At 68.8% G+C, this 21860-nt stretch carries 19 protein-coding genes; 13 read left to right on the top strand and 6 right to left on the bottom strand.

Annotated elements, in window-relative coordinates:
• The first annotated feature begins 12 nt into the window (after positions 1–12).
• Complete coding sequence (locus tag F4561_RS01510; protein WP_184574037.1) at positions 13–990, top strand: DUF4097 family beta strand repeat-containing protein; 978 nt, start codon at positions 13–15, stop codon at positions 988–990.
• A 366-nt stretch (positions 991–1356) separates the two neighbouring features.
• A complete protein-coding gene (locus F4561_RS01515; protein WP_184574039.1) occupies positions 1357–2067 on the top strand; it encodes a M50 family metallopeptidase in 711 nt (236 codons plus the stop codon).
• A 99-nt stretch (positions 2068–2166) separates the two neighbouring features.
• Here the strand turns inward: F4561_RS01515 and F4561_RS01520 are convergent, their stop codons facing one another.
• The 4 genes from F4561_RS01520 to F4561_RS01535 form a co-directional block, all read right to left on the bottom strand.
• Positions 2167–2532, bottom strand: coding sequence for an STAS domain-containing protein (locus tag F4561_RS01520; protein WP_184574041.1), 366 nt, complete (start codon positions 2530–2532; stop codon positions 2167–2169).
• 723 nt (positions 2533–3255) lie between these two features.
• Positions 3256–3879 carry a TetR/AcrR family transcriptional regulator gene (locus tag F4561_RS01525; RefSeq protein ID WP_512698657.1) on the bottom strand — a complete coding sequence of 208 codons (624 nt, stop codon included), beginning with the start codon at positions 3877–3879 and terminating at the stop codon, positions 3256–3258.
• 73 nt (positions 3880–3952) lie between these two features.
• A complete protein-coding gene (locus F4561_RS01530) occupies positions 3953–4207 on the bottom strand; it encodes a DUF397 domain-containing protein (protein ID WP_184574043.1) in 255 nt (84 codons plus the stop codon).
• Positions 4208–4218: 11 nt separating this feature from the next.
• On the bottom strand, positions 4219–5067 hold the full coding sequence (locus F4561_RS01535; RefSeq protein WP_184574045.1) for a helix-turn-helix domain-containing protein: 849 nt from the start codon (positions 5065–5067) through the stop codon (positions 4219–4221).
• Between the two features lie 347 nt (positions 5068–5414).
• On the opposite strand from F4561_RS01535, the gene paaA reads away from it, so the two are divergent.
• From paaA to paaE, 5 genes are read left to right on the top strand one after another with little or no spacing between them, the layout of a single operon-like run.
• The gene (gene paaA / locus F4561_RS01540; protein ID WP_184574047.1) at positions 5415–6410 is read left to right on the top strand and encodes a 1,2-phenylacetyl-CoA epoxidase subunit PaaA; all 996 of its coding nucleotides are present in this window, start codon (positions 5415–5417) and stop codon (positions 6408–6410) included.
• Between the two features lie 11 nt (positions 6411–6421).
• A complete protein-coding gene (paaB, locus tag F4561_RS01545; RefSeq protein WP_184583008.1) occupies positions 6422–6703 on the top strand; it encodes a 1,2-phenylacetyl-CoA epoxidase subunit PaaB in 282 nt (93 codons plus the stop codon).
• Positions 6704–6740: 37 nt separating this feature from the next.
• Positions 6741–7550 carry a 1,2-phenylacetyl-CoA epoxidase subunit PaaC gene (gene paaC / locus F4561_RS01550; protein WP_184574049.1) on the top strand — a complete coding sequence of 270 codons (810 nt, stop codon included), beginning with the start codon at positions 6741–6743 and terminating at the stop codon, positions 7548–7550.
• Positions 7547–8059: a 1,2-phenylacetyl-CoA epoxidase subunit PaaD gene (gene paaD / locus F4561_RS01555; protein ID WP_312885090.1), complete on the top strand. Its 513-nt coding sequence runs from the start codon at positions 7547–7549 to the stop codon at positions 8057–8059. Before paaC ends, paaD begins: the two co-directional genes overlap by 4 nt.
• 43 nt (positions 8060–8102) lie before the next feature.
• Positions 8103–9227, top strand: coding sequence for a 1,2-phenylacetyl-CoA epoxidase subunit PaaE (paaE, locus tag F4561_RS01560; RefSeq protein ID WP_184574050.1), 1125 nt, complete (start codon positions 8103–8105; stop codon positions 9225–9227).
• Between the two features lie 73 nt (positions 9228–9300).
• Here paaE and F4561_RS01565 read toward each other — a convergent pair whose 3' ends face one another.
• Positions 9301–9903 carry a DUF6069 family protein gene (locus F4561_RS01565; protein WP_184574052.1) on the bottom strand — a complete coding sequence of 201 codons (603 nt, stop codon included), beginning with the start codon at positions 9901–9903 and terminating at the stop codon, positions 9301–9303.
• 773 nt (positions 9904–10676) lie between these two features.
• Between F4561_RS01565 and F4561_RS01570 the strand changes: the two genes are divergently transcribed.
• The 6 genes from F4561_RS01570 to F4561_RS01595 all read left to right on the top strand — a co-directional run bounded on the left by F4561_RS01570 (position 10677) and on the right by F4561_RS01595 (position 20589).
• On the top strand, positions 10677–12332 hold the full coding sequence (locus F4561_RS01570) for a glycine/sarcosine N-methyltransferase (protein WP_184574054.1): 1656 nt from the start codon (positions 10677–10679) through the stop codon (positions 12330–12332).
• A 400-nt stretch (positions 12333–12732) separates the two neighbouring features.
• Positions 12733–14688 (top strand): serine hydrolase domain-containing protein, encoded by a 1956-nt coding sequence (locus tag F4561_RS01575; RefSeq protein ID WP_184574055.1) that lies wholly within the window; start codon positions 12733–12735, stop codon positions 14686–14688.
• Between the two features lie 134 nt (positions 14689–14822).
• Positions 14823–16172 (top strand): sensor histidine kinase, encoded by a 1350-nt coding sequence (locus F4561_RS01580; RefSeq protein WP_184574057.1) that lies wholly within the window; start codon positions 14823–14825, stop codon positions 16170–16172.
• Between the two features lie 230 nt (positions 16173–16402).
• Entirely contained in the window at positions 16403–18406 is a 2004-nt protein-coding gene (locus F4561_RS01585; RefSeq protein ID WP_312885091.1) for a serine hydrolase domain-containing protein, read from the top strand.
• Between the two features lie 130 nt (positions 18407–18536).
• Entirely contained in the window at positions 18537–19955 is a 1419-nt protein-coding gene (locus tag F4561_RS01590) for a sensor histidine kinase (RefSeq protein WP_184574059.1), read from the top strand.
• Positions 19933–20589 (top strand): response regulator, encoded by a 657-nt coding sequence (locus F4561_RS01595; RefSeq protein WP_184574061.1) that lies wholly within the window; start codon positions 19933–19935, stop codon positions 20587–20589. The genes F4561_RS01590 and F4561_RS01595 overlap by 23 nt, the downstream gene beginning before the upstream one ends.
• 51 nt (positions 20590–20640) lie before the next feature.
• Here F4561_RS01595 and F4561_RS01600 read toward each other — a convergent pair whose 3' ends face one another.
• Positions 20641–21591, bottom strand: coding sequence for a bifunctional helix-turn-helix transcriptional regulator/GNAT family N-acetyltransferase (locus F4561_RS01600; protein WP_184574063.1), 951 nt, complete (start codon positions 21589–21591; stop codon positions 20641–20643).
• Between the last annotated feature and the right edge of the window lie 269 nt (positions 21592–21860).

Genomic DNA, 21860 nt, shown 5'->3' on the forward strand with positions numbered 1-21860 from the left:
GAAGGAAAGGACATGACGTTCACCGGGAGAGGACTCTTCGCCGCCTCGAGCAAGGAGCCGGGTCGGCGGCACTTGGGGTGGCTGCTCATCGGGGCCTTCGTCGCTGTCGCGGCGTTGGTCGTCGGCGGGCTGAGCGCTGTGGGCGGGATCTCCACCAGTCAGACCGCCCAGGAGGAATCGTTCGGCGACGCCGACGAGGTGGTCGTGGACAACCGGACATCGGGAGATGTCCGGGTGACCGGAACCAGCGGCGACGCGGTCACCGTCGAGCGCACCGTGCGCGACACCCTGATGTCCTCTGCCCATGAGCAGGTCGGGATGGACGGCGCCAGCACCGTGAACGTCGACGCGGGCTGCGACGGGATAGCGTTCTTCGGCGGCTGCCAGGTCGACTACCGGATCGGTGTCCCCGAGGGCACAGCCGTCCAGGCCGACGCTCACTCCGGTGAGGTGCGGGTCAACGCCGTGACCGGCGAGGTGGCGGTGTCCACCAGCTCCGGCGAGGTGCGGGCCAACCGGGTGGAAGGGGACCTCACGGTCGACACCACGTCGGGTGGCATGCGGCTCGAGGAGATCGACGGGGACATGGACCTGGAAGCCACGTCCGGTTCGATCTGGGCAAGCGGATCCGGCGGCAGCATCCAGGTCGACGCCACCTCCGGCAGCATCCAACTGATGCCGGACGACGCCACGGACGTTGAGGCGAGCGCGTCCTCGGGCTCGATAAACGTGCACGGCAGCTTCGCGACCCTGGACACCAACGCCAGCTCGGGCTCCGTGGACATCGACGCCGCCGAGCCGTTCCAGCGGATCACAGCGGAGGCGTCCTCGGGATCGCTCGCCATGCGGGTGCCCGACACCGAGTACGCGGTGACGGCGGACTCCAGCAGTGGCAGCCGCGACATCGACGTGACCAAGAACGACAACGCCGAGGCGGAGATCGACGCGAAGACCTCCAGCGGCAGCATCGAGATCACTCCGCGCGGCTGACGCCGATAGCGGGGCGGCGGCTGAGGCTGCCGCCTCCGCCGGCAGCCCGCACTCGGCACGGCCCCGGGACGCCCCCGGGGCCGTGCCGAGTGCGGTCCGGCATCGCCTACGCTGCGCCTAGCGTTGCGATCTTCAACCGGGAGCGGTGTCGTGACTCCTCCCGCGACTGACATCGCGGGCTTCTCCTGTCGTCGTTCGGGCGGCAGGAAGGACCAGCCCGGCCCTGATATCAATGTCATAGGTGTACCAGATGCAGGCTGTGGTGAACGCTGTATCGCCCAGCGGCAACCCGGCTTTCCCTGTCCCACTACGCGGGCAGCCTGATTCCCCCACCGGCTTCAGCCGGTGGCCCCCCAGGAGGACCTGATGGAAGGAACCACCTTCGAGGAGGTGTGGCAGGACGTAATCAGCGTCCAGCCGGAGCCCCCGACCTGGCTCGTCGTAGGAACGGGGATCTGCGCCCTGCTCGTGGTGCTCACCCGCGATCCGTGGCGCATCGCCCGGAACGTGGTGACGATCGCCCACGAGGGCGGGCACGCTGTGGTCGCCCTGCTCAGCGGCAGGCAGCTCACGGGGATCCGGCTGCACTCCGACACCTCCGGGGTGACGGTCTCGCGGGGTAAGCCCACCGGGATCGGGATGATCCTCACCGTTTTCGCCGGCTACGTTACGCCGTCGCTCGTGGGGTTGGCCGGAATCCTGCTGCTCCTGGGCGACCGGATCACCGCAATGCTGTGGATCAGCATCCTGGTGCTGGCCACGATGCTGCTGTTGATCCGCAACGTCTACGGGGTGGTGTCCGTGGTGGGGACCGGAACGGTGATCTTCCTGGTCTCCTGGTTCACCCCGGCCGCGGTGCAGGCCGGATTCGCCTACCTGTTCACCTGGTTCATGCTGTTCGCCGGAATGCGCCCGGTTATCGAGCTGCAGTCGCAGCGCAGGCAGCAGCCCTCGCCGCAGTCCGACGCCGACCAGCTCGACCGGCTGACGGGGATGCCCGGTACGGCCTGGGTGATGATCTTCTTCCTGCTGAACGCGTCCGTGCTGGTGCTCGGCGGGTGGCTGCTGCTGTTCTGATGCGCCACTGAGGGCGCTCCGCGCCCTCCTGGCGGGTACCTGATCCGGTGGCGCGGTGCTGGGCCGTCCCACGCGCACTCGGGGTACGCAGGCGGCACGTCAGTTGGCGCTGGGGGTCTCCAGCGGGGCGGCGAGCGCGGCCTCGACGGTGGGGAAGATCGTGATGCGGGTGTCGATACCCGTGACGCGCAGGATCTGCGTGAGCCGTTCGGTGACCGAGGCGATGAAGAGCGCGACGCCCCGCTCTCGGGCGCTTCGGTGCGACTGGATCAGCACCCGCAACCCACTGGAGTCGACGAAACGCAGCCGGGTGCAGTCCAGAACGACACGTCGGGTCGAGACACTGTCCAGTGTGTCCCGCACCACCCTGTGGAACTGCTCTTCGGACGCCATGTCGATCTCGCCATCGAGAACCAGGACCACGCCGTCGTCGTCCTCGCGGGTGGTGATCTGCAATGCGGGCATATTCGCTCCGGGGTGGGTCGGCGATCGCAAAGCCCCATCTGGCAGCACAGTGTTCCGCTCGCCTCCGGGCCGGGGACGGGCGCCAGACACGCTCGCCGGAGCGTTTGCGACCGCGCCTGTAGGGCGGAAGTGCTGGTTCATGATGGCTGCTACCCCTCATGCCGACATCGCAGACGAGTCGGGCATCTTCAACGGTGGTTGTCGTGCGCCTGGGGCTTCGACGTTGACTCGGATTCGTCCGACCGGGATCTCGGCTCACGTCGGCCGGCCGCGCCCTGCCGGGGCAGGCGGGGTGCCTGCCTGGTGCTAGGACACGTTATATCTGGCGTCCGCAGGAGAGTACCACACAACCGTAGCCTATTCGTGACTTCAGTGAAGCGGGTTCGTTGTGCGCAATGCGGGGACACCCGGCGTGCGCCGTCGTCGTCCCAGGATTTTCGCCAATGTCGAAGTGCCGTGCCTGGATAGCTGTACGCAGGGCGAGCGCCCTCATGAGGGCATTCCTTGCCCGGTTCGGTTTTCTCTTTGGTGTTACGCGGAGTGCGGACGCGGTATACAATTGTCACGATGGCCACTCGCGGCCACCGCGCCGTGCGGACTGGTGCGCGCGAGACCGCCATGTTCGGGCACCCGCCAGCCCTTGTGGGGCAGCAGCGCGGGCGCGCCGGCCGGCGGTGTGCCCCGTTGTTGGTCGGGTTCGCCGGTGTGCGGGGCCGCGCCGTACTACGCGCGCAGCCCGTCGAAGGCCATGGCGGCCACGATGTCACCGAGCTCGATAGCACCGAGCCCGTGTCCGGGCCGATACCATTCGGTGATCGAATTGACCATACCGAACAGCAATCGGCTGGCAACGGCGGGGTCGATATCGGGGCGGATGTCGCCGGCCGCCATGCCCTCGCGGACCAGGTCGCTGACGAAGTGGTCGAACTCGCGCCGCCGCTCCAGGGCACGTTGCTCGACATCGGTGTTCCCCCGCACTCGCAGCAGCAGCGTCACGTGCGGAAGCCGCTCGACCAGCACGCCCACCGCACGGCGCAGCACGTGCTCAAGGCGGTCGGCCACCGGGCCGCTGGTGGCTTCCGGCTCGCGGGTGACGGCGAACAGCCCGTCCAGCGCGCGGTCGAGCGACAGGCGCAGTAGCTCCGACTTCCCGCTGTAGTGGTGGTAGATAGCGGACTTGGTCACACCGAGCGCCCGCGCGAGGTCCTCCATGCTGGTGCCGTCATAGCCGCGCTCGTTGAACACCCGCACGGCCACTCCCAGCACGGACTCCGCGTCATGCCCCGGCCGCCCAGCACGCCGCCGGCCCGCGCCCGCGGTGGGATCGGATTCGGACAGCTCTCGCACGGTCGTCGAATCTACCTCCCCGGAACCATCCACCGCCCGGAAGTTCGCGATCCGCGACCGCTCAGAGGGGCCGTTAGAGGGAGGCGCCTTTTACGGCGGTGAGGAAGGCCGACCACTCGGGGCCGGGAAAGGACAGCCGGTCCGCGTTGGGGCGCTTGGAGTCGCGTACGGCGACGGAGGGCGGGAGCTGGGCGTACGCGGCGGAATCGGAGGTGGAACCGCTGTAGGCGGGCGCGTGCCAGGTGGCGCTGGAGCATTCGACGCAGTCCGCGTTGGTTCCGCTGTGGGAGCTCTTACGCCAGGTTTTGGCTGGGTGCCGCGTGCTCATGAGGGACGCCCTCATTCCTGATCGAGTTCCTTGGCGATGGCCGCAACAGCATCCACGGACTCGTGCCGCGTGAGCGCGACTGACTTCAGCCTATCGGCTTCGGCCCGGAAGAAGGCGATTTGTTCCGATTTGTCGAGGAACAGCCCGGAGATCTTGTGGTCCAGGTAGACCACGGGCCCCTCCTTGGCGAAATCGAACAGCGCGAAGGCACCGTCCAGACCGGTGTGCGCGCCAACGGAGTAGCGCAACACCCGCAGGCTCACGTTGGGACGCTCGGTGGCCTCGATGAGGTGCCGAAGTTGGCGTGCCATGGTCTTCGGGCTGCCGATGACCCGCCGCAGGGCGCACTCGTCCAGGATGACCTCGAAGGCCGGCGGCTCCTCGCGGCTGAGGATCGCCTGCCGGCTCATCCGGGCGGCCACCCGGATCTCGGCATCCTCCTCCGAGATACCGCCCGCCCTCATGAGCACACGCGTGTAGTCCGGTGTCTGCAACAGGCCGGGGACGAGTAGCGGCTGGAAATTGAAGATGCTGGTCGCGACGGGCTCGATCTGGATGAGGGTCCGCGACTCCTGGGACAACGGCCCCTGGACCTCCCACAGGTTCGGCTCGTCGACCCGTTCGGTCTTGGTCAGCAGGCGCTCGCGTTCGTCGCCGGTAACGCCGTAGATGACCAGCAGGGAGGCCACGTCCTCGGTGGTGATGCCCTGGTTGCCGGTTTCGATCCGCGACAACCGGGAGGGCTGCCAGCCGAGCTGTGCCGCGACATGGCGGAGGCTGAGGCGTCGCATTTCACGCAACGATCGCAACTCCGCACCCAAGCCGCGGCCGGCGATGGTGCTTTGGCGCGCGTAGGGCATGCTCTCCTCCGCAGTCGAGTCCCGGGAAGCGACCCGCGAGTTGCGCGACGATCGGCACCGGACAGTGGGCTGTTGCCCGAACTCTCCGTTTTGCTGCGGAAAAGCGTGCCACATTGCTCTGTCGTTGAGCTACTGTTGCGATCTCCGCCGGCCGCCCGTGCCTGTCTCGCCGATGATGCGGATCTGGATCCCCGGCATGGCACAGCGCCTCGAAGGGACGATTCCCTCCGGATCGGCGCGGCCAGCGCGGGAGCCGCGGCCGTTGACCGGCCGCCGGCCCCGGCGTAGCGTGATAACTGAACGATCGGTTGGTTTTGTTTGGTTTCGCTGTCGGGAATGGCGTGGAGATGACCAGCACCGAGACTCCGCCGCGGGCGGCACCGGAGGGTGCGCGGGAGCGCTTTGACGCGGTAATCGCCGCGGGTGAGCGGGTCGAGCCGCGCGACTGGATGCCCGATGACTACCGCGCGACGCTGGTGCGCCAGATCGCGCAGCACGCGCACTCCGAGATCATCGGGATGCAGCCCGAAGCCAACTGGATCACCCGGGCGCCCAGCCTCAAGCGCAAGGCCGTCCTGATCGCCAAGGTGCAGGACGAGGCCGGGCACGGGCTCTACCTGTACAGCGCGGCGGAGACCCTCGGCGTGGGGCGGGCGGAGCTGCTGGACCTGCTGCACGAAGGGCGGCAGAAGTACTCCTCCATCTTCAACTACCCCACATTGAGCTGGGCCGACGTCGGAACCATCGGCTGGCTGGTCGACGGGGCCGCCATCACCAACCAGGTGCCGCTGTGCCGCTGCTCCTACGGTCCCTACGCGCGTGCGATGGTGCGCATCTGCAAGGAGGAGAGCTTTCACCAGCGCCAGGGCTTCGAGATCCTGCACGTCCTCGCGCACGGCACACCGGAGCAGCACGCGATGGCGCAGGAGTCCGTGAACCGCTGGTACTGGCCCTCGCTGATGATGTTCGGTCCGCCCGACGCGGAGTCGGCGCACTCCGAGCAGTCCATGGCCTACGGGATCAAGCGGTTCTCCAACGACGAGCTCCGGCAGCGGTTCGTGGACATGATCGTGCCCCAGGCCGACGCGCTCGGGCTCACGCTTCCCGACCCCGAGCTGCGGTGGAACGACGAGCGCGGCCACTACGACTTCGGCCCGGTCGACTGGGCGGAGTTCAAGCAGGTGCTCAAGGGCAACGGGCCGTGCAACCGGCAGCGGCTGGCGCACCGCCGGGAGGCACACGCCGCGGGCGCGTGGGTGCGCGAGGCCGCCCAGGCGCACGCGGCGAAGCGGGCGCGCCGCGCGGAACGCGAGCACCGGGCGAGCGAGGGAGGCGCGGCATGAGCGAGCGGCCGATGAACGACTGGCCGTTGTGGGAGGTGTTCGTGCGCGCTCGCCGCGGCCTGTCGCACGTACACGTGGGCAGCCTGCACGCCGCCGACGCCGAGCACGCCCTGCACAACGCGCGGGATCTCTACACCAGGCGGCGCGAGGGCGTGAGCGTGTGGGTCGTCCCGGCCGCGATGATCACCGCGTCGGCCCCGGACGACAAGGAAGCCTTCTTCGATCCGGCGGACGACAAGGTGTACCGCCACCCGACCTTCTACAGCGTCCCGGAGGGAGTCCAGCACCTGTAGGAGAAGGGGAAGCCCGGGAAAAGGGGGTGGCGCGGAGATGCCCGAGGAGTCGGGTGCGCAGGCCGCGGTGGTGGACACCGCGGTTACGGCGTATGTGCTGCGGCTCGGCGATGACGCCCTCATCGCCAGTCACCGGCTGGCCGAGCTGGTGGCCCGCGCGCCGCAGCTTGAGGAGGACGTCGCGCTGGCCAATATCTCCCTGGACCTGCTGGGGCAGGCACGCGCGCTGCTGGGCTACGCCGGCCGCACGGAGGAGCAGCTCACCGGGGTACTGCGGACCGAGGACGACCTCGCCTACCTGCGCGCCGAGAACCAGTTCGTCAACTGCCGCCTCGTGGAGCTGCCCAACACCGATTTCGCCCACACCACCGCGCGCCAGCTGCTGTTCTCGGGCTACGCGTTCGAGCTCTACTCGGCGCTGACCCACTCGACCGACGAGACGATCGCCGGCATCGCGGGCAAGGCGGTGAAGGAGCTGTCCTACCACCGCGACCACGCGGCACGGTGGACGATCCAACTGGGAGACGGCACCGACGAGAGCGCGCGGCGGATGGCGGCGGCCCTGGAGGCGGCCTGGCCCTATGTGGACGAGCTGTTCGCCGCTGATGACGTGACCCGGACGGTGGCCGGGGCCGGGGTCGGGGCCGACCCGGCGCGGCTGCGTCCGGCGTGGGACGCGTTCGTGGACGGGGTCCTCGAACCAGCGGGGCTGGAGCGCCCCGAGGTGCCGCCGATCACGGGGCTCGCGGGCAAGAGCGGCCGCGACGGCGTGCATAGTGAGGCGTTCGGCTTCCTGGTTGCCGAAATGCAGCACCTGCACCGTTCGCACCCGGGGGCGTCGTGGTGACGCGGCAGGAGCGGGCTCTGACGGTCGCGGAGATCCGGGAGCTGGTCGCCGCCGTGCCCGACCCGGAGATGCCCATGGTGACCCTGGAGGACCTGGGAATCCTCCGCGACGTGCGGCGCGGCGCGACGGGGGCGGTCGTGGTGACCATCACGCCCACGTACTCGGGGTGCCCGGCGCTCGACGCCATCGGCGACGACATCCGCGCGCGGCTCGCCGCGTGCGACGAGACCGCCGTTGAGGTGCGGACGGCGCTGTCACCGCCGTGGTCGACGGACTGGATCAGTGCCGAGGGGCGGCGCAAGCTGGCCGCGCACGGCATCGCCCCGCCGCCGGAGCGGGCGCCCGGGCCCGGTGCCGGCGGGGGCACGTTCGTTCCGCTTTCCGTGCGGTGCCCGAACTGCGGGTCCGTGGAGACCCGGGAGCTGAGCCGGTTCGGGGCCACCGCGTGCCGGGCGATCCACGTCTGCGCCGCGTGCGGTGAGCCGTTCGACCGCGTCAAGCCGCTGTAATGCCGAGAACACGAAGCACCGGGCAGAGGTAGGGAGCCACGCCATGCGCGCGCAGGCCCAGGATCGGCCGGCCACAGTGCCGCGCCGGGGCGCCCACCGGTTCCACCCGTTGACGGTGGCCTCAGTGCAGCGCCTCACCGATGACGCCGTGGCGGTGACGTTCGACGTCCCCGAGGAGATCGCGGAGGACTTCCGGTTCGTCCAGGGCCAGCACCTGACGATCCGCTGGCACGCCTCCGGCGAGGAGATCCGGCGGAACTACTCCATCTGCTCGGCGGCCCCCGACGGCCCACTGCGCATCGCCGTCAAGCGGCTGGAGGGCGGATCGTTCTCCGCGTTCGCCAACGAGGAACTGCGGCCGGGCGACGTCCTCGACGTCATGCCGCCTCTCGGGGGGTTCCACGTCCCGCTGGAACCGGAGCGGGCACGGACGCACGTGGCGGTCGCGGCGGGCAGCGGGATCACTCCGGTCCTGTCCCTGCTCCTGACGACGTTGGCCACCGAACCCCGTTCCACGTGCACTCTGGTCTACGCGAACCGGACAGCGGGCGACGTGATGTTCCTCGACGAGCTGCGCGACGCCAAGGACCGGTACCCGCGGCGGTTCCAGTTGCTCAATGTCTTCAGCCGGGAACACACCGACGCCCCGATCTGCAACGGGCGGATCGACGCCGCCAAGCTCGACCTGCTGTTCTCCTCCCTCGTCCCGCCGGGCGGCGTCGACCAGTGGTACCTGTGCGGGCCGTTCGCGCTCGTGCGGCTGGTGCGCGCGGCTCTGGCGGAGCGCGGGGTGGCCGAGGACCGCGTGCACTTCGAGCTGTTCCACACCGGGGAGGGCGACGAGCCCGCGCCGCGCCGCCGCGCGCACCAGGGCGAAGCGGGCGGTGCCAGCCGGGCCGTGTTCACCCTTGGTGGTGTGACCAGCAGTGTCGATGTGGACACCAGCGCGGACGAGACCGTCCTCGGCGCCGTCCTGCGGGAGCGCGGCGACGCGCCCTTCGCCTGCCGTGGCGGGGTGTGCGGCACGTGTCGGGCCCGGGTGCTCGGTGGCGAGGTCGACCTGGCGCGCAACTTCGCGCTCGAAGCCGAGGAGATCGCGGCCGGCTACGTGCTCACCTGCCAGTCCCGCCCGGTGACCTCCGAGGTCGTTGTGGACTATGACGCGTGAGCGTGGTGGCGCGCGCCCGCGGGGTGCGCTGCCGCGCGGAAGGGCGTGTCGGCCGGGTGCGGCGGTGGTCGGGTCAGTTCCAGTCGATACGCGTCTGTGCGTTGGGGTCGTAGCTGCGGTGCCGCCCGCCGTAGTGTCGTGTCGGGTATCCGTTCAGGGCGTCGCGGTACCCGCTGTGGTATCCGGTGCCGCGCGGGTTCTCATCGTCGCGTGCGTCGCTGGTGTCGGCCGGGCGCCGTGCCCGGCGGGCGAGCGCGCCCGCTGCCACGCTGTTGAGTAGCGTGGCGATGGCGATGCCGGCGACCAGGTTGATGAGTGCGGTCGCGATCTGGCTTGGTACCGAGGCCACCTGGGCGAACGGACTCACCACCGCGACGGTGGTCCCGAGTCCCACGATCCACCCGAAGAAGGTGCGCGGCCGCGGTGCGCTGATCAGGAGCAGATGGAGTAGCCCCGTGGCGGCCAGAGCCGCGAGCGCGGCCAGCACCGCGTAGACACCGGTTCCGGCGTCGCCGAAGTATCCCGCCTCCTCGGGCGCGAGCACTGGTATGCCCAGGATGCCCCGGACGACGAGCGCGCCGACCAGGATAACGAGCCCCGCCACGACGGCGGTCGCCAACCCCCCGGACCACAACCGGGCGATGTTCAACTGCCGTCCACCACCATATTCGTTCATGCCGTTCCCCCCGATACGGCGCCGAACACGGTCGATGCCGACATACCCGGACCTAGCTGTCGGTAACCTCACGGCGGCCGACTCGGTGAGTGGCGGCGGGCCCGAAGAACTCGGGTCGGGTGCCGCCGGGGTTCTGAGGGTTCGGAGGTGGGGGAGCGAGGGACGAGCGACCACACCGCAGGGCCCGAAGGTTCCCGGCCTGCCAGGCGTTCGACTCGGTGAGTGGCGGCGAGCCCAAAAACAGGTCGGGTGCCGCCGGGGTTCTGGAGGGTCCGGAGGTGGGGGAGCGAGGAACGAGCGACCACACCGCAGGGCCCGAAGGTTCCCGGCCTCCAGGCGCCCGACCCGGCGAGCGAAGCGAGCCCAAAGAACACCGCCTACCGCGTCCGGCAGAGCGCTGGAACCGCTGCTGTTGCGCGGATCCAGCACGTGTTGCGGGTCCCTGAGCCGGGCAGCCGTACCGGATTGTGGAATGCGCGGTATTGGCCGGGCGGCGGATTTCTTCTGGTGCGTAATTCGCAATGCGTTGCGCTATGCGCTTCAAATAGGGTGAGCAAAATCTCCCTGGAGGGTGGTTCAGCTCTTCCTGTTGGCAGAACATACAAGGGGTATCAGAGGATCACCCAGCGAATTTTTCGCGCCCTGACCTGCGAAAACACCGTGCATACGGCTGTGCGCACTTGAAATTGGGTGGGGTACATGCTTTTCAATGGACATACGCGAAGTTTCACCCTCGGCGTCGTGTGCTGTCTACGAGAGAGGGTGTTTCGAGTGTGAGGAGTCGACCTATTAAAGGGCAGGATCAGCAGCGATTCGGGGATGACCCGCTCGCCGTACGCGACACCGACCACTACAAGGAAGAATACGTTACCGGCTTCGTCGACAAGTGGGACGAGCTGATTGACTGGAAGCGCCGGTACCTCAGCGAGGGCCGCTTCTTCGTCGAGCAGTTGAAGGCGCGGGGCGTTCGGAAGGTGCTCGATGTCGCCACCGGTACGGGCTTCCACTCGGTGCGGCTACTTGAGGAAGGGTTCGACACCGTCAGCGCCGACGGCAGTCCGGAGATGCTGGCTAAGGCCTTCGCCAACGGCGTGAGCTACGGTGGCCACATCCTCCGCGTGGTCCACGCGGACTGGAGGTGGCTCAACCGGGACGTACACGGTACGTACGACGCCATCATCTGTCTGGGCAACTCCTTCACCCACCTGTTTTCCGAGCGAGACCGGCGTAAGGCTCTGGCCGAGTTCTACGCCATGCTCAACCACAACGGGGTGTTGATCATCGATCAGCGCAACTACGACGCGCTGCTCGACGGCAAGTACGGAAACTCGCACACCTACTACTACTGTGGCGAGGATGTCTCCGCGGAGCCGGAGCACGTCGACGAGGGTCTGGCGCGGTTCGTGTACCGCTTCTCGGACCAGTCGATGTACCACCTCAACATGTTCCCGCTGCGCAAGGACTACACGCGGCGGCTGCTTCGGGAAGTCGGTTTCCAGCGGGTTGACACCTACGGTGACTTCCAGGAGACCTACCAGGGCGACGAGCCCGACTTCTACATCCACATTGCGGAGAAGGCCTACCACACGGACGACGAGCTCTCCGAGTCGTACTCCTCGGCGGTCCAGACCGCGCGGGAGTACTACAACTCCAGCGATGCGGACAACTTCTACTACACGATCTGGGGCGGCACCGACATCCACGTCGGGCTGTACAACTCGGACAAGGACGACATCGCTGAGGCCAGCCGGCGGACCGTCGAGCGCATGGCCGAGAAGGTCACGCTGACGCCCGATACCGACGTCATCGACGTTGGCGCGGGCTACGGTGGCTCCGCCCGGTACCTCGCCCGCACTTTCGGTTGCAAGGTCACCTGTCTCAACCTCAGTGAGGTCGAGAACGAGCGCAACCGGGAGATGAACCGCGAGGCCGGCCTGGACCACCTCATCACCGTCGTGGACGGGTCCTTCGAAGACATCCCCGCTCAGGACAACGGGTTCGACGTGGTGTGGTCCCAAGACGCCCTGCTGCACAGCGGGGACCGCGGCCGGGTGATCGAGGAGGTCCTGCGTGTCATGCGCACCGGCGGCCACTTCGTCTTCACCGACCCCATGGCCACGGACAACGCCTCCCCCGAGGCGCTGGCGCCCATCTTGCGGCGGCTGCACCTGGAGACCATGGGAACACCGGGCTTCTACGACCGCGAGGCGAGCCGGCTCGGTCTGACCAAGGTGGAGTTCGACGATCTGAGCCCGCAGCTCCCCGCGCACTACGGGCGGGTGCTGGCTGAGCTGCAGAGCCGGGAGGACGAGCTCGAAGGCAAGGTCAGCAAGGAGTACCGGGACCGGATGAAGGAAGGCCTGCGCAACTGGGTCAACGGTGGCAAATCCGGTGACCTGGCGTGGGGCATCCTGCACTACCGCGGCTAGCGAGCCAGAGCGCGCCGCACAAAGGTCCGGCCCGGCGGGAACTCCCGCCGGGCCGGACCTTTGTGCGCTGCATGGGCGGCGCGTTCAGCGGCGGGTTATGTAGCGCCTCCGACACGCGCGGACACCGAAAGTGCTCGACCCGCGGCGGCGGCACGTCCCGCCGTTTGGCCGAGCGAGGGTCCCCCTCAGGTCGTAGGACAAGTACCTACGCACGTGAGAAGACCCGGAACGGCTGACTTGGAGAGTCTGGGACTAACCGCATCGGGAGACGTCAACAGCCCGAACCCCCGATGTCGCCAAATCCCAGGAGTACTTCGTGATTACCCGCGATCCAACACGTCAACCCCCCCAGCCACGGCGCTCAGGACGCGAACGCGGCCCCCGCGCTGTACTCGCCACAATGGGGGCCATCGCCCTACTCGTGATCAGCGGCGCCGGCCCCGCGTCGGCGTCGGCGTCGGAGTCGGAGTCGGGCCCCGCTCCCGCCCCCGGACCACCGATCCCGCACCCGGAACCCGGCGAGCCCCTCACCGAGGAGGACGTCAACGCCTGGCTCGACGGCCAGATCCCCGCGGCCCTGGAGGACGCCGGTATCGCGGGTGCGTCCGTGAGCGTCGTCCACGACGGCGAGATCCTCACCTCCCGCGGATACGGCTACTCCGATGTCGAGGAAAGGGAGAAGGTCGACCCCGACGAGACGCTCTTCCGCATGGCGTCGATATCCAAGACGTTCACCGCGACCGCGGTGATGAAGCTGGTCGAGGAAGGCCAGATCGACCTGGACACCGACGTGAACGAGTACCTCGACTTCCCGATGGAGACCTCGTTCGACGAGCCCGTTACGATGCGCCATCTGCTGACGCACACGGCCGGGTTCGAGGAGGAGTACAGAAACGTGATCCTCCCCCCTGACACCGATGTGGAACTGCGGGACGTTGTCGCCACGGAGGATCCGCCGGAGCAGGTGTACGAGCCGGGGACGACGCCCTCGTACTCCAACCACGGCTACGCGCTCGCCGGCTACATCGTCGAGAACGTCAGCGGGATGTCCTTCGAGGAGTACGTCGCCCAGAACGTGTTCGAGCCGGCCGGGATGGACTCCTCCACCTTCGAGCAGCCGTTGCCTGAGGAGCTGGAGTCCCGGCTCTCGAAGGGCTACGCCACCGCCGACCAAGCGCCGAGTCCCTTCGAGACCGTCAACGACTTCCCGGCGGGGGCGGTGACGTCCTCCGCTACCGACATGGGGCGCTACATGCTGGCCCACCTGGGCCACACGCAGAACTCCGAGCTGCTGCAGCCCGACACGCTCTCGCTCATGAAGGAGCCCGCCACGAGCAGCGACACCCTCGGCACCCTCGCCGAAGGGCCGCAGATGACTCTCGGGTTCTTCCAGGAGGGCCGCAGCGATCTCGGGATGGTGGGCCACGGGGGCGACACCATGGTCTTCCACAGCCAGATGAACCTCCTCCCCGAGCAGGACACGGGGTTCTTCATCTCGCTCAACAGCAGCGGACACCAGGCCACGGACAGCCTCAACCTGCGTAGCAGCCTGATGGAGGGGTTCACCTCCCGCTACTTCCCGGCCTCGGGTGAGAAGGACACCGAAGTCGAGCCCACGGCGGCGGAGCACGCCGCGGTAGCCGAAGGTACCTACGTGTCGGCGCGCAGGCCGGGGAGCACCTTCATGAGTGCCTCGGAGCCCCTCGATAGCGAGATGCAGATCACGGCCCGCGAGGACGGAACCATCGTCGCGAATCCGGGGCCGGAGACCTTCCACCCGACGGAATATGAGGAGATCGCGCCCTGGGTGTGGCGTGAGGTGGACGGGCACCGCATGCTGACGATGCGCGTGGTCGACGGCGAGGTCGAGGCGATCGGCTACGCCTCGGCGTTCACCATGCTTCCCGTCGAGCCGGAACGCCACTCCTCGGTCGTCCTGCCGATCTTTGTCAGCTCGCTGGTTGTGCTTATAGTCACGCTCATCTCGTGGCTGGTCGGTCCCATCGTCCGCCGGACGTTGTCCCTGCCGAAACGTGCCCCCGAGGGGCGGTGGGCCCGTGTCCTGACGCGAGTGGGCGTGGGTTCCGCCGTGCTCGCCCTCGCCGGGTGGACCAGCGCCATACTCATGATCTCCGGGCTCACGGATGTCCCCACGGTGCTGCTCCGGATGATCCAGGCGCTCCAGGTCGTGGGCATCCTCGGGGTGATCCCTGCGGCGGTGGCCCTCTTCAACGACATCCGCCACCGCACGGGATGGAAACGGTATGTCGGTAGCGCGCTCGTCCTGCTGGCGTTGCTGGGCATCGCCTGGTGCGCCGTCGTCCTGAACCTGGTCGCGGACACCGTGTCGTACTGACCACCCGCCGGCGGGGGCCGGAACGGCCCCTCGCCGGGCGCCCCCAACCCGGGGCACATCAGGCCTCTGGAGGCCTGATGTGCCCCGGGTTGCGCTATTCTCGTCCCCTCTGCCACACAACCCAGGTGGGATCGATGACGCGTGCGGACTCCGCGGGGCCCGAGGACGCCAACGCCGGATGGGGGCACGAGTCCTCCGGTGGGCCGAGCACCCGCCTGCTGTTACCGCTCGACACCGGCCTCACCCGTCTGGGGATTCGCGGGCCGTTCCGCCGCGATCTCGCCCTGGGCGTGTTCGTCGCGCTGGTCTCGCTCGGGATACTCGTGTCGCTCCAGACCGTCGCGTGGTCGGTGGGAATGGAGTTCGCGCCGACTTCCCTGGCGGTCCTCGCTGTCCTGACGTGCGCGCAGTCGCTGGTGTTGTGCGTGCGCCGGAGCCGCCCCCTCCTGTGCCTGTCCGCCGTGGTGGCGGCCCAGGTCGGGATCCTCGCCCTGCTGCCGGCCGATGTCGCTTTCCAGGGGTTGGCGTCGTTCTTCGCGGCCTACACCTGCGGTGCCGTCCTCTCGTTGCGCCGGTTGCTCTGGGTTATGGCGGCGGTTGTGGCCCTCCTGGGCGTCTGCGGGGTCGTGTTCGCGTTGCCGCCGTTCACTGCGCTCTCGCCCCCCGTTGAGGTGGGTGATCCGCTGATAGCGGGAATCGGGCGGGCGCTCTCCGCGGTGTTCAGCTATGGCGTGGTGGGCTTCATCGGCAGTGACGTGGCCACGCGGCGGCGCTTCGCGCGGCTGGAGCGGCTCAGGGAGGCCGAGGCGCAGCGGGAGCGGACGAACAGTGCGATCCGGGCGGAGCGGACGCGGATGGCGCGGGAGTTGCATGACATCGCGGCGCATCATCTTTCCGGGATGGTGGTGCAGGCGGGTGCGGCCGAGCAGTTGATCGGCCGGGATGATCGGGCCGCCGCGGAGATGACCGCCTGGGTCCGGTCCCAGGGCAAGGAGACCCTGGACAGCCTGCGGATGGTGGTCGGCACGCTGCGGGAGCCCGGGGAGCACCCGCCCGGGACGTCCGAGGCCGACGAGGGTGAGGCGGAGGGGGCGCCCGTTCCCGGGATCGCTGTGCTCGACCGTCTGGTGGCGGGGGAACGGGCGCTGGGAAGCGAGGTCACTCTGGAGCGCACCGGGGGTGCCTATGATCTGCCGCCGGTCGCTGATGTCACGTTCTACCGGGTGGCTCAGGAGGCGTTGGCCAATGCGCGGGACCACGCGTGGGGGGCGCGGGTGCGGGTGGAGTTGGACTATCGGGAGTCCGAGGTCGTGCTCCAGGTGGAGAACGAGCCCGGCGTCGAGCGCGCGGAGTCGCCGGCGGACTCGCGCGGGATGGGCCTGGCCGGGATGAAGGAGCGAGCCGAACTGATCGGCGCGGTCCTGGAGGCGGGGTTGACGGATTCGGGCGGGTGGCGCGTCCGGCTCACACTGTCCGTCACCTGATGCTCGGGCCCGGCGGGAGTTCCGCTGAGCCCGACCGTTCTTCGCTGCTCGCGGGGCCATGGCCGGCGGCGTACCAACGTTTTGGTGAGTGCGGCTCCCCCATGGGTCGTAAACCAAGTGCCTCCCCCGGTCAGAAGACCCGGCCCGGCTGACTTGGAGATTCTGGGGTCAATCGCATCGGGAGACGTCAACAGTCCAACCCCCGATGTCTTCGATCCCAGGAGTACTTCGTGATTACCCGCGACCGAACACGTCAATCCCCCCATCCACGGCACGGTGGGCGCCACCGCCCGCTCGCGGCACTCGCCGTCGCGGGAGCCCTCGCCGTACTCGCGACCGGTTGTGGCGGCGCTGAGTTCGAACCCACCTTCGAGTCGCCGGCCTCCACCCCGGAGGACACCGCCGACCTCACCGAGAAGGATGTCAACGCCTGGCTTGACGAGAACATGCCGGCGGCCCTCGAGGAGGCCGGGATCATCGGGGGAGCCGTGAGCGTCGTCCACGACGGCGAGATCCTCACCGCCCGCGGGTATGGCCACTCCGACGTGGCCAAGGAGGAGCCGGTCGACCCCGACGAGACGCTGTTCCGCCCGGGGTCGGTGTCCAAGACCGTCACCGCGACCGCGGTGATGCACATGGTCGAAGCGGGAGAGATCGACCTGGACACCGACGTGAACGAGTACCTCGACTTCGAGCTGGAGAAGTCGTTCGACGAGGACGTCACCGTGCGCCACCTGCTGTCGCACACGGCCGGGTTCGAGGAAAAGGTCGCGGGGATGTTCCAGGCGCCAGGCACCGAGGTGGACCTGCGTGAGGTGGTCTCTGAGGACCCGCCGGAGCAGGTCTACGAGCCGGGGACAACGCCCGCCTACTCCAACTACGGCTACGACCTCGTCGGCTACATCGTCGAGAACGTCAGCGGGATGTCCTTCGAGGAGTACGCCGAGCAGAACGTGCTGGAGCCGGCCGGGATGGACTCGTCGAGCTTCGAGCAGCCACTGCCCAAGGAGCTGGAGTCCCGGCTCTCGGAGGGCTACGCCGCCGAAGGCGAACCGCCGGAGGACTTCGAGAATATCGCGGACATTCCGGCGGGCGCACTCACGGCGTCCGCGACGGACATGGGGCGCTTCATGCTCGCGCAGATGGGGGACACCCAGGGGCCATCTCCCGTACTGGCGCCCGAGACGCTCTCGACCATGCACGAGCCCGCTCTGGGCAGCGAGAGCCTCGGCGGCCTCGCCGACGGCCATCGCATGACTCCCGGGTTCTTCGAGGAGCACCGCAACGGTAACCGGATCTACGGCCACGGCGGCGACACCAACTGGTTCCACAGCCACATGCAGATCTTCCCCGACCAGGAAACGGGGATCTTCTTCACCATGAACAGCTCCGGGAACCCGGGGTCCGCCAACGTCACGCTGCGCACCGCCCTGATGGAGGAGTTCGCCGACCGCTACTTCCCCGGTGCGGAGTCCGGCGAAGGGGAGGTCGAGTCCACGGCATCGGAGCACGCCGCGATGCTGGAGGGAACCTACGCGAACTCGCGGTCGATCCACAGCAACTTCCTGTCGGCCCTCTACCTCGTCAATGAGCACCAGATCACGGCCCAGGAGGACGGGACGATCCTCCTGGAGCCGAGCCCTACGACCGGCAAACCGGCGGTCTTCGAGGAGGTCGAGCCCTGGGTGTGGCGCGAGGTCGACGGGGGCAGCACGATGGCGGCGCGCGTGGTCGACGGCGAGGTCGAGGCGATCGGGACCACGGCGAGCACCCTCATGCCTGCCGACCCTGTGACCCAGTCTTCAGTGTCCCTGCCGATCATGGGCGCCTCCCTGGTGGTGCTCCTGCTCACCATCGTCTCGTGGCCCATCGGCGCCATCGTCCGCAAGGTGCGGTCCCTGCCCAAGCGCGACCCGGCGGCCCGGCGGTGGGCCCGCGTCCTGACACGGGCCGCTGTGACCGCCACCGTGCTCGCGTACGCCGCGTGGGTCTCGGTCGGCATGTTGGCCATGGGAGGGCAGGACACTCCCTTCGCGGTGCTTGAGGTCATCCAGGGCATCCAGACTCTGGGCCTGTTCGGGGTCATCCCGGCGGGTGTGGTCCTCTACGACAACATCCGGCGCGGGGCGGGCTGGAAGCGCTACGTCGGCAGTGCGCTCGTCCTGCTGGCGCTGCTGGGCAGCGGCTGGTTCGCCGCCAACTTCGCGATGGTCGCAGGAAGTGTCTCGTACTGAGCGCCCCCCGGTGGGGGCCGGAGCGGCCCCCACCGGCCCCTTGCGGCCCGAGGCATGTCCAGCCACGGACAGGTGGTGCCTCGGGCCGAGTTATCCCCATGACCTCCCCACGCATGAACCAGGCGGATGAATGACCTTCGACGACACGGTGGGTGCCGAGGACTCCGAGACCGGACGAGCGCACGAGCCGTCCAGAGCTCCCACTGCCTGTCCTGTAGCACTGCTCACCGCCGGGCTCACCCGTCTGGGGCTGAGCGGGCCGGTGAGCCGCGACATCCTCCTGGCAGTGCTCGCGACCCTGGTCTCGGTGAGCACGCTCGTGGTGCTGAACCTGGTCGCGCGCGCGGAGGGAGCGGAGTTCGCGCCGGCGACCATGACCGCTCTTACCGTCCTGACGTGCGCGCAGTCGCTGGTGTTGTGCGTGCGCAGGCGCAGTCCCCTGTTGTGCCTGTCGATTGTGGTGCTGACGCAGGTCGCGGTCCTCGCCCTGCTGCCGGCCGATGTCGCCTTCCAGGGCGTGGCGCCGTTCATCGCGGCCTATACCTGCGCCACGATCCTCGCCCCGCGGCGGCTGGTCTGGGTTCTCCTGGCTGCCACGGTGGTCCACACCGCTGGAGGGCTCGCGTTCGCGTCGTTCCCGCTTGCGTCGGGGACGCCCTTGTTGGCGCACGACTTCCTGGGCATCGCGGCGGCACAGGCGCTCTCCGCGGTGTTCAGCTATGGCGTGGTGGGCTTCATCGGCAGTGACGTGGCCACGCGGCGGCGCTTCGCGCGGCTGGAGCGGCTCAGGGAGGCCGAGGCGCAGCGGGAGCGGACGAACAGTGCGATCCGGGCGGAGCGGACGCGGATGGCGCGGGAGTTGCATGACATCGCGGCGCATCATCTTTCCGGGATGGTGGTGCAGGCGGGTGCGGCCGAGCAGTTGATCGGCCGGGATGATCGGGCCGCCGCGGAGATGACCGCCTGGGTCCGGTCCCAGGGCAAGGAGACCCTGGACAGCCTGCGGATGGTGGTCGGCACGCTGCGGGAGCCCGGGGAGCACCCGCCCGGGACGTCCGAGGCCGACGAGGGTGAGGCGGAGGGGGCGCCCGTTCCCGGGATCGCTGTGCTCGACCGTCTGGTGGCGGGGGAACGGGCGCTGGGAAGCGAGGTCACTCTGGAGCGCACCGGGGGTGCCTATGATCTGCCGCCGGTCGCTGATGTCACGTTCTACCGGGTGGCTCAGGAGGCGTTGGCCAATGCGCGGGACCACGCGTGGGGGGCGCGGGTGCGGGTGGAGTTGGACTATCGGGAGTCCGAGGTCGTGCTCCAGGTGGAGAACGAGCCCGGCGTCGAGCGCGCGGAGTCGCCGGCGGACTCGCGCGGGATGGGTCTGGTCGGGATGCGGGAGAGGGCATATCTCATCGGCGCGGTGCTGGAGACAGGACCGACGGATTCGGGCGGGTGGCACATTCGGCTTACACTGCCGTTCACGCGAAGGATCTCGGCCAACGGGGCCGACCGCGCCACAGCGAAGGATGCTCCACATGATCAGGGTGGCCCTGGTTGATGACCAGTTCGTCGTCCGGGCGGGTTTCCGGGTGATGCTTGACGTTGCTGACGACATTGAGGTGGTCGGGGAGTGTGGTGACGGTCCGGCAGCCGTGAAGCTCGTCGAGCGCGTGCAGCCCGACGTCGTCTGCATGGATGTGCGCATGCCCGGCGGCGACGGCCTGACGGCCACTCGCGAGATTCTGGAGCGGGCCTCCGGAACACCGCCGGCGGTGCTCGTGGCGACCACCTTCGACCTCGACGAGTACGTATTCGGGGCGCTTGAGGTCGGCGCCAGCGGGTTCATCCTCAAGGACACCGCACCCGACGACCTGGTCTCGGCCGTGCGCCGGCTCGCTCATGGCTACGCCCTGGTGGACCAGGCCGTGACCCGCCGGGTCATCACGGAGTTCGCCAAGCGCAAGCCCGCGCGCCGGAGCGACGCCCGCTCGGGCGGCCTGCTCACCGAACGCGAGACCGACATCGTGCGGCTGCTCGCCCAGGGGTTGTCCAACGTCGAGATCGCCGAGAGGCTCGTCATCGAGGCGAGCACCGTCAAGTCACACCTGGGGCGGGTGATGACCAAGATCGGGGTCCGTGACCGGCTGCAGACCGTCGTCTGGGCCTACCGCAACGGAGTGGCCACCCCCTGACGGGCCGGACATCCCGCCCGCCGAACGGCGGCGAGGTACGGCAGGCCCCGGTCAGAGGTCGCGCTCCCAGGTCTGGCCTACCAGCTCGTGGCCGAAACTGCGGTGCTTCTCGGCGTGTACCAGTTGGAAGCCGGCCCGCTGGTAGATGCGTCGGGCGGCCGTGAGGCAGTCGTTGGTCCACAGCGTCATGCGCGCGTAGCCGGCGGAACGGGCGAACGAGAGGCACTCCTCGACCAGGCGCCCGCCGATCCCGAGGCCGCGCGCGGTGGGCTCGACGAGCAGCAGCCGCAGCTTGGCGGTCGTCTCGTCCTTGCGCGCGCAGAAGACGCAGCCCGCGCGTTCGCCATCGACCTCCGCGATCCACGCGTACTCGGTGCGGGGGTCGCGCGAGCGGAGGTAGTCGGCCGCGATCTCGGCGACCAGGGCCTCGAAGGTCTCGTCCCAGCCGTACTCCTCGAAGTACAGCGCGCCGTGCCGCTCGATCACCCACCCCGCGTCTCCCGAGCGCAGGGGGCGCAGCACAACGGTCGGTGCCTGCCGCTCCTCCGGTTCCTCCAGCAACTGCCGGACCGCCGTCATCGCCGAGACGAGCCGGCGGCGACCGTCCACGGACAGGTGCCCGATCAGCTCGCGGATCTGGGCGTTGGAGCGGCCGTCCAGCGTGGCGGCAGCGCGGGAGCCCGCGGTGGTCAGCACGACCTCCTGGCTGCGCGCGTCGTCAGGCGAGGGAGAGCGGGTGAGTAGCCCGTCGCCTTCCAGCTTGGACAGCACCCGGCTGAGCTGACCGGGGTCCATGTCGAGCGCGCGACGCAGTTCCGGCGCCCGAGTGCGCTCGCGGTGCAGCAGCTCGTAGAGGATCCGCACCTCGGTCAGCGACCACGGGGAGTCCAGGTGGCCGGTGCGGAGCACGCCGAGCTTGCGGGTGAAGAACCGGTTGAACGAGCGGACCGCCGCGACCTCCGAGTTCAGGGTGTTGTCGTCCGGCAGGGTGGTGTTTTCCATGATTCCCTCAACCAATTTATTGACTTCGTCAATCAATTTACTCCTTGCTGCCGCACAACACCAGAGCGAGGACTGGGATGCGAGCGCGGGTCGGTATGTTCTCCGGGGCCGCGTGGCTCGACCCCGGAGGGCGCGTGCTGCACAAGCCCTGCCTCCGCGACGAACAAGACGTGCCTGTGCGGCGACACCAGCGATGCCATCCTCCATAAGGCCGGAAAAACCCTCAGCCCTGTCACGATCGGCAAGGTCGGAACCATGGAGGACGTCGC

Origin of the sequence: Lipingzhangella halophila, from assembly GCF_014203805.1 — a bacterium.
Classification (GTDB): Bacteria; Actinomycetota; Actinomycetes; order Streptosporangiales; family Streptosporangiaceae; genus Lipingzhangella; species Lipingzhangella halophila.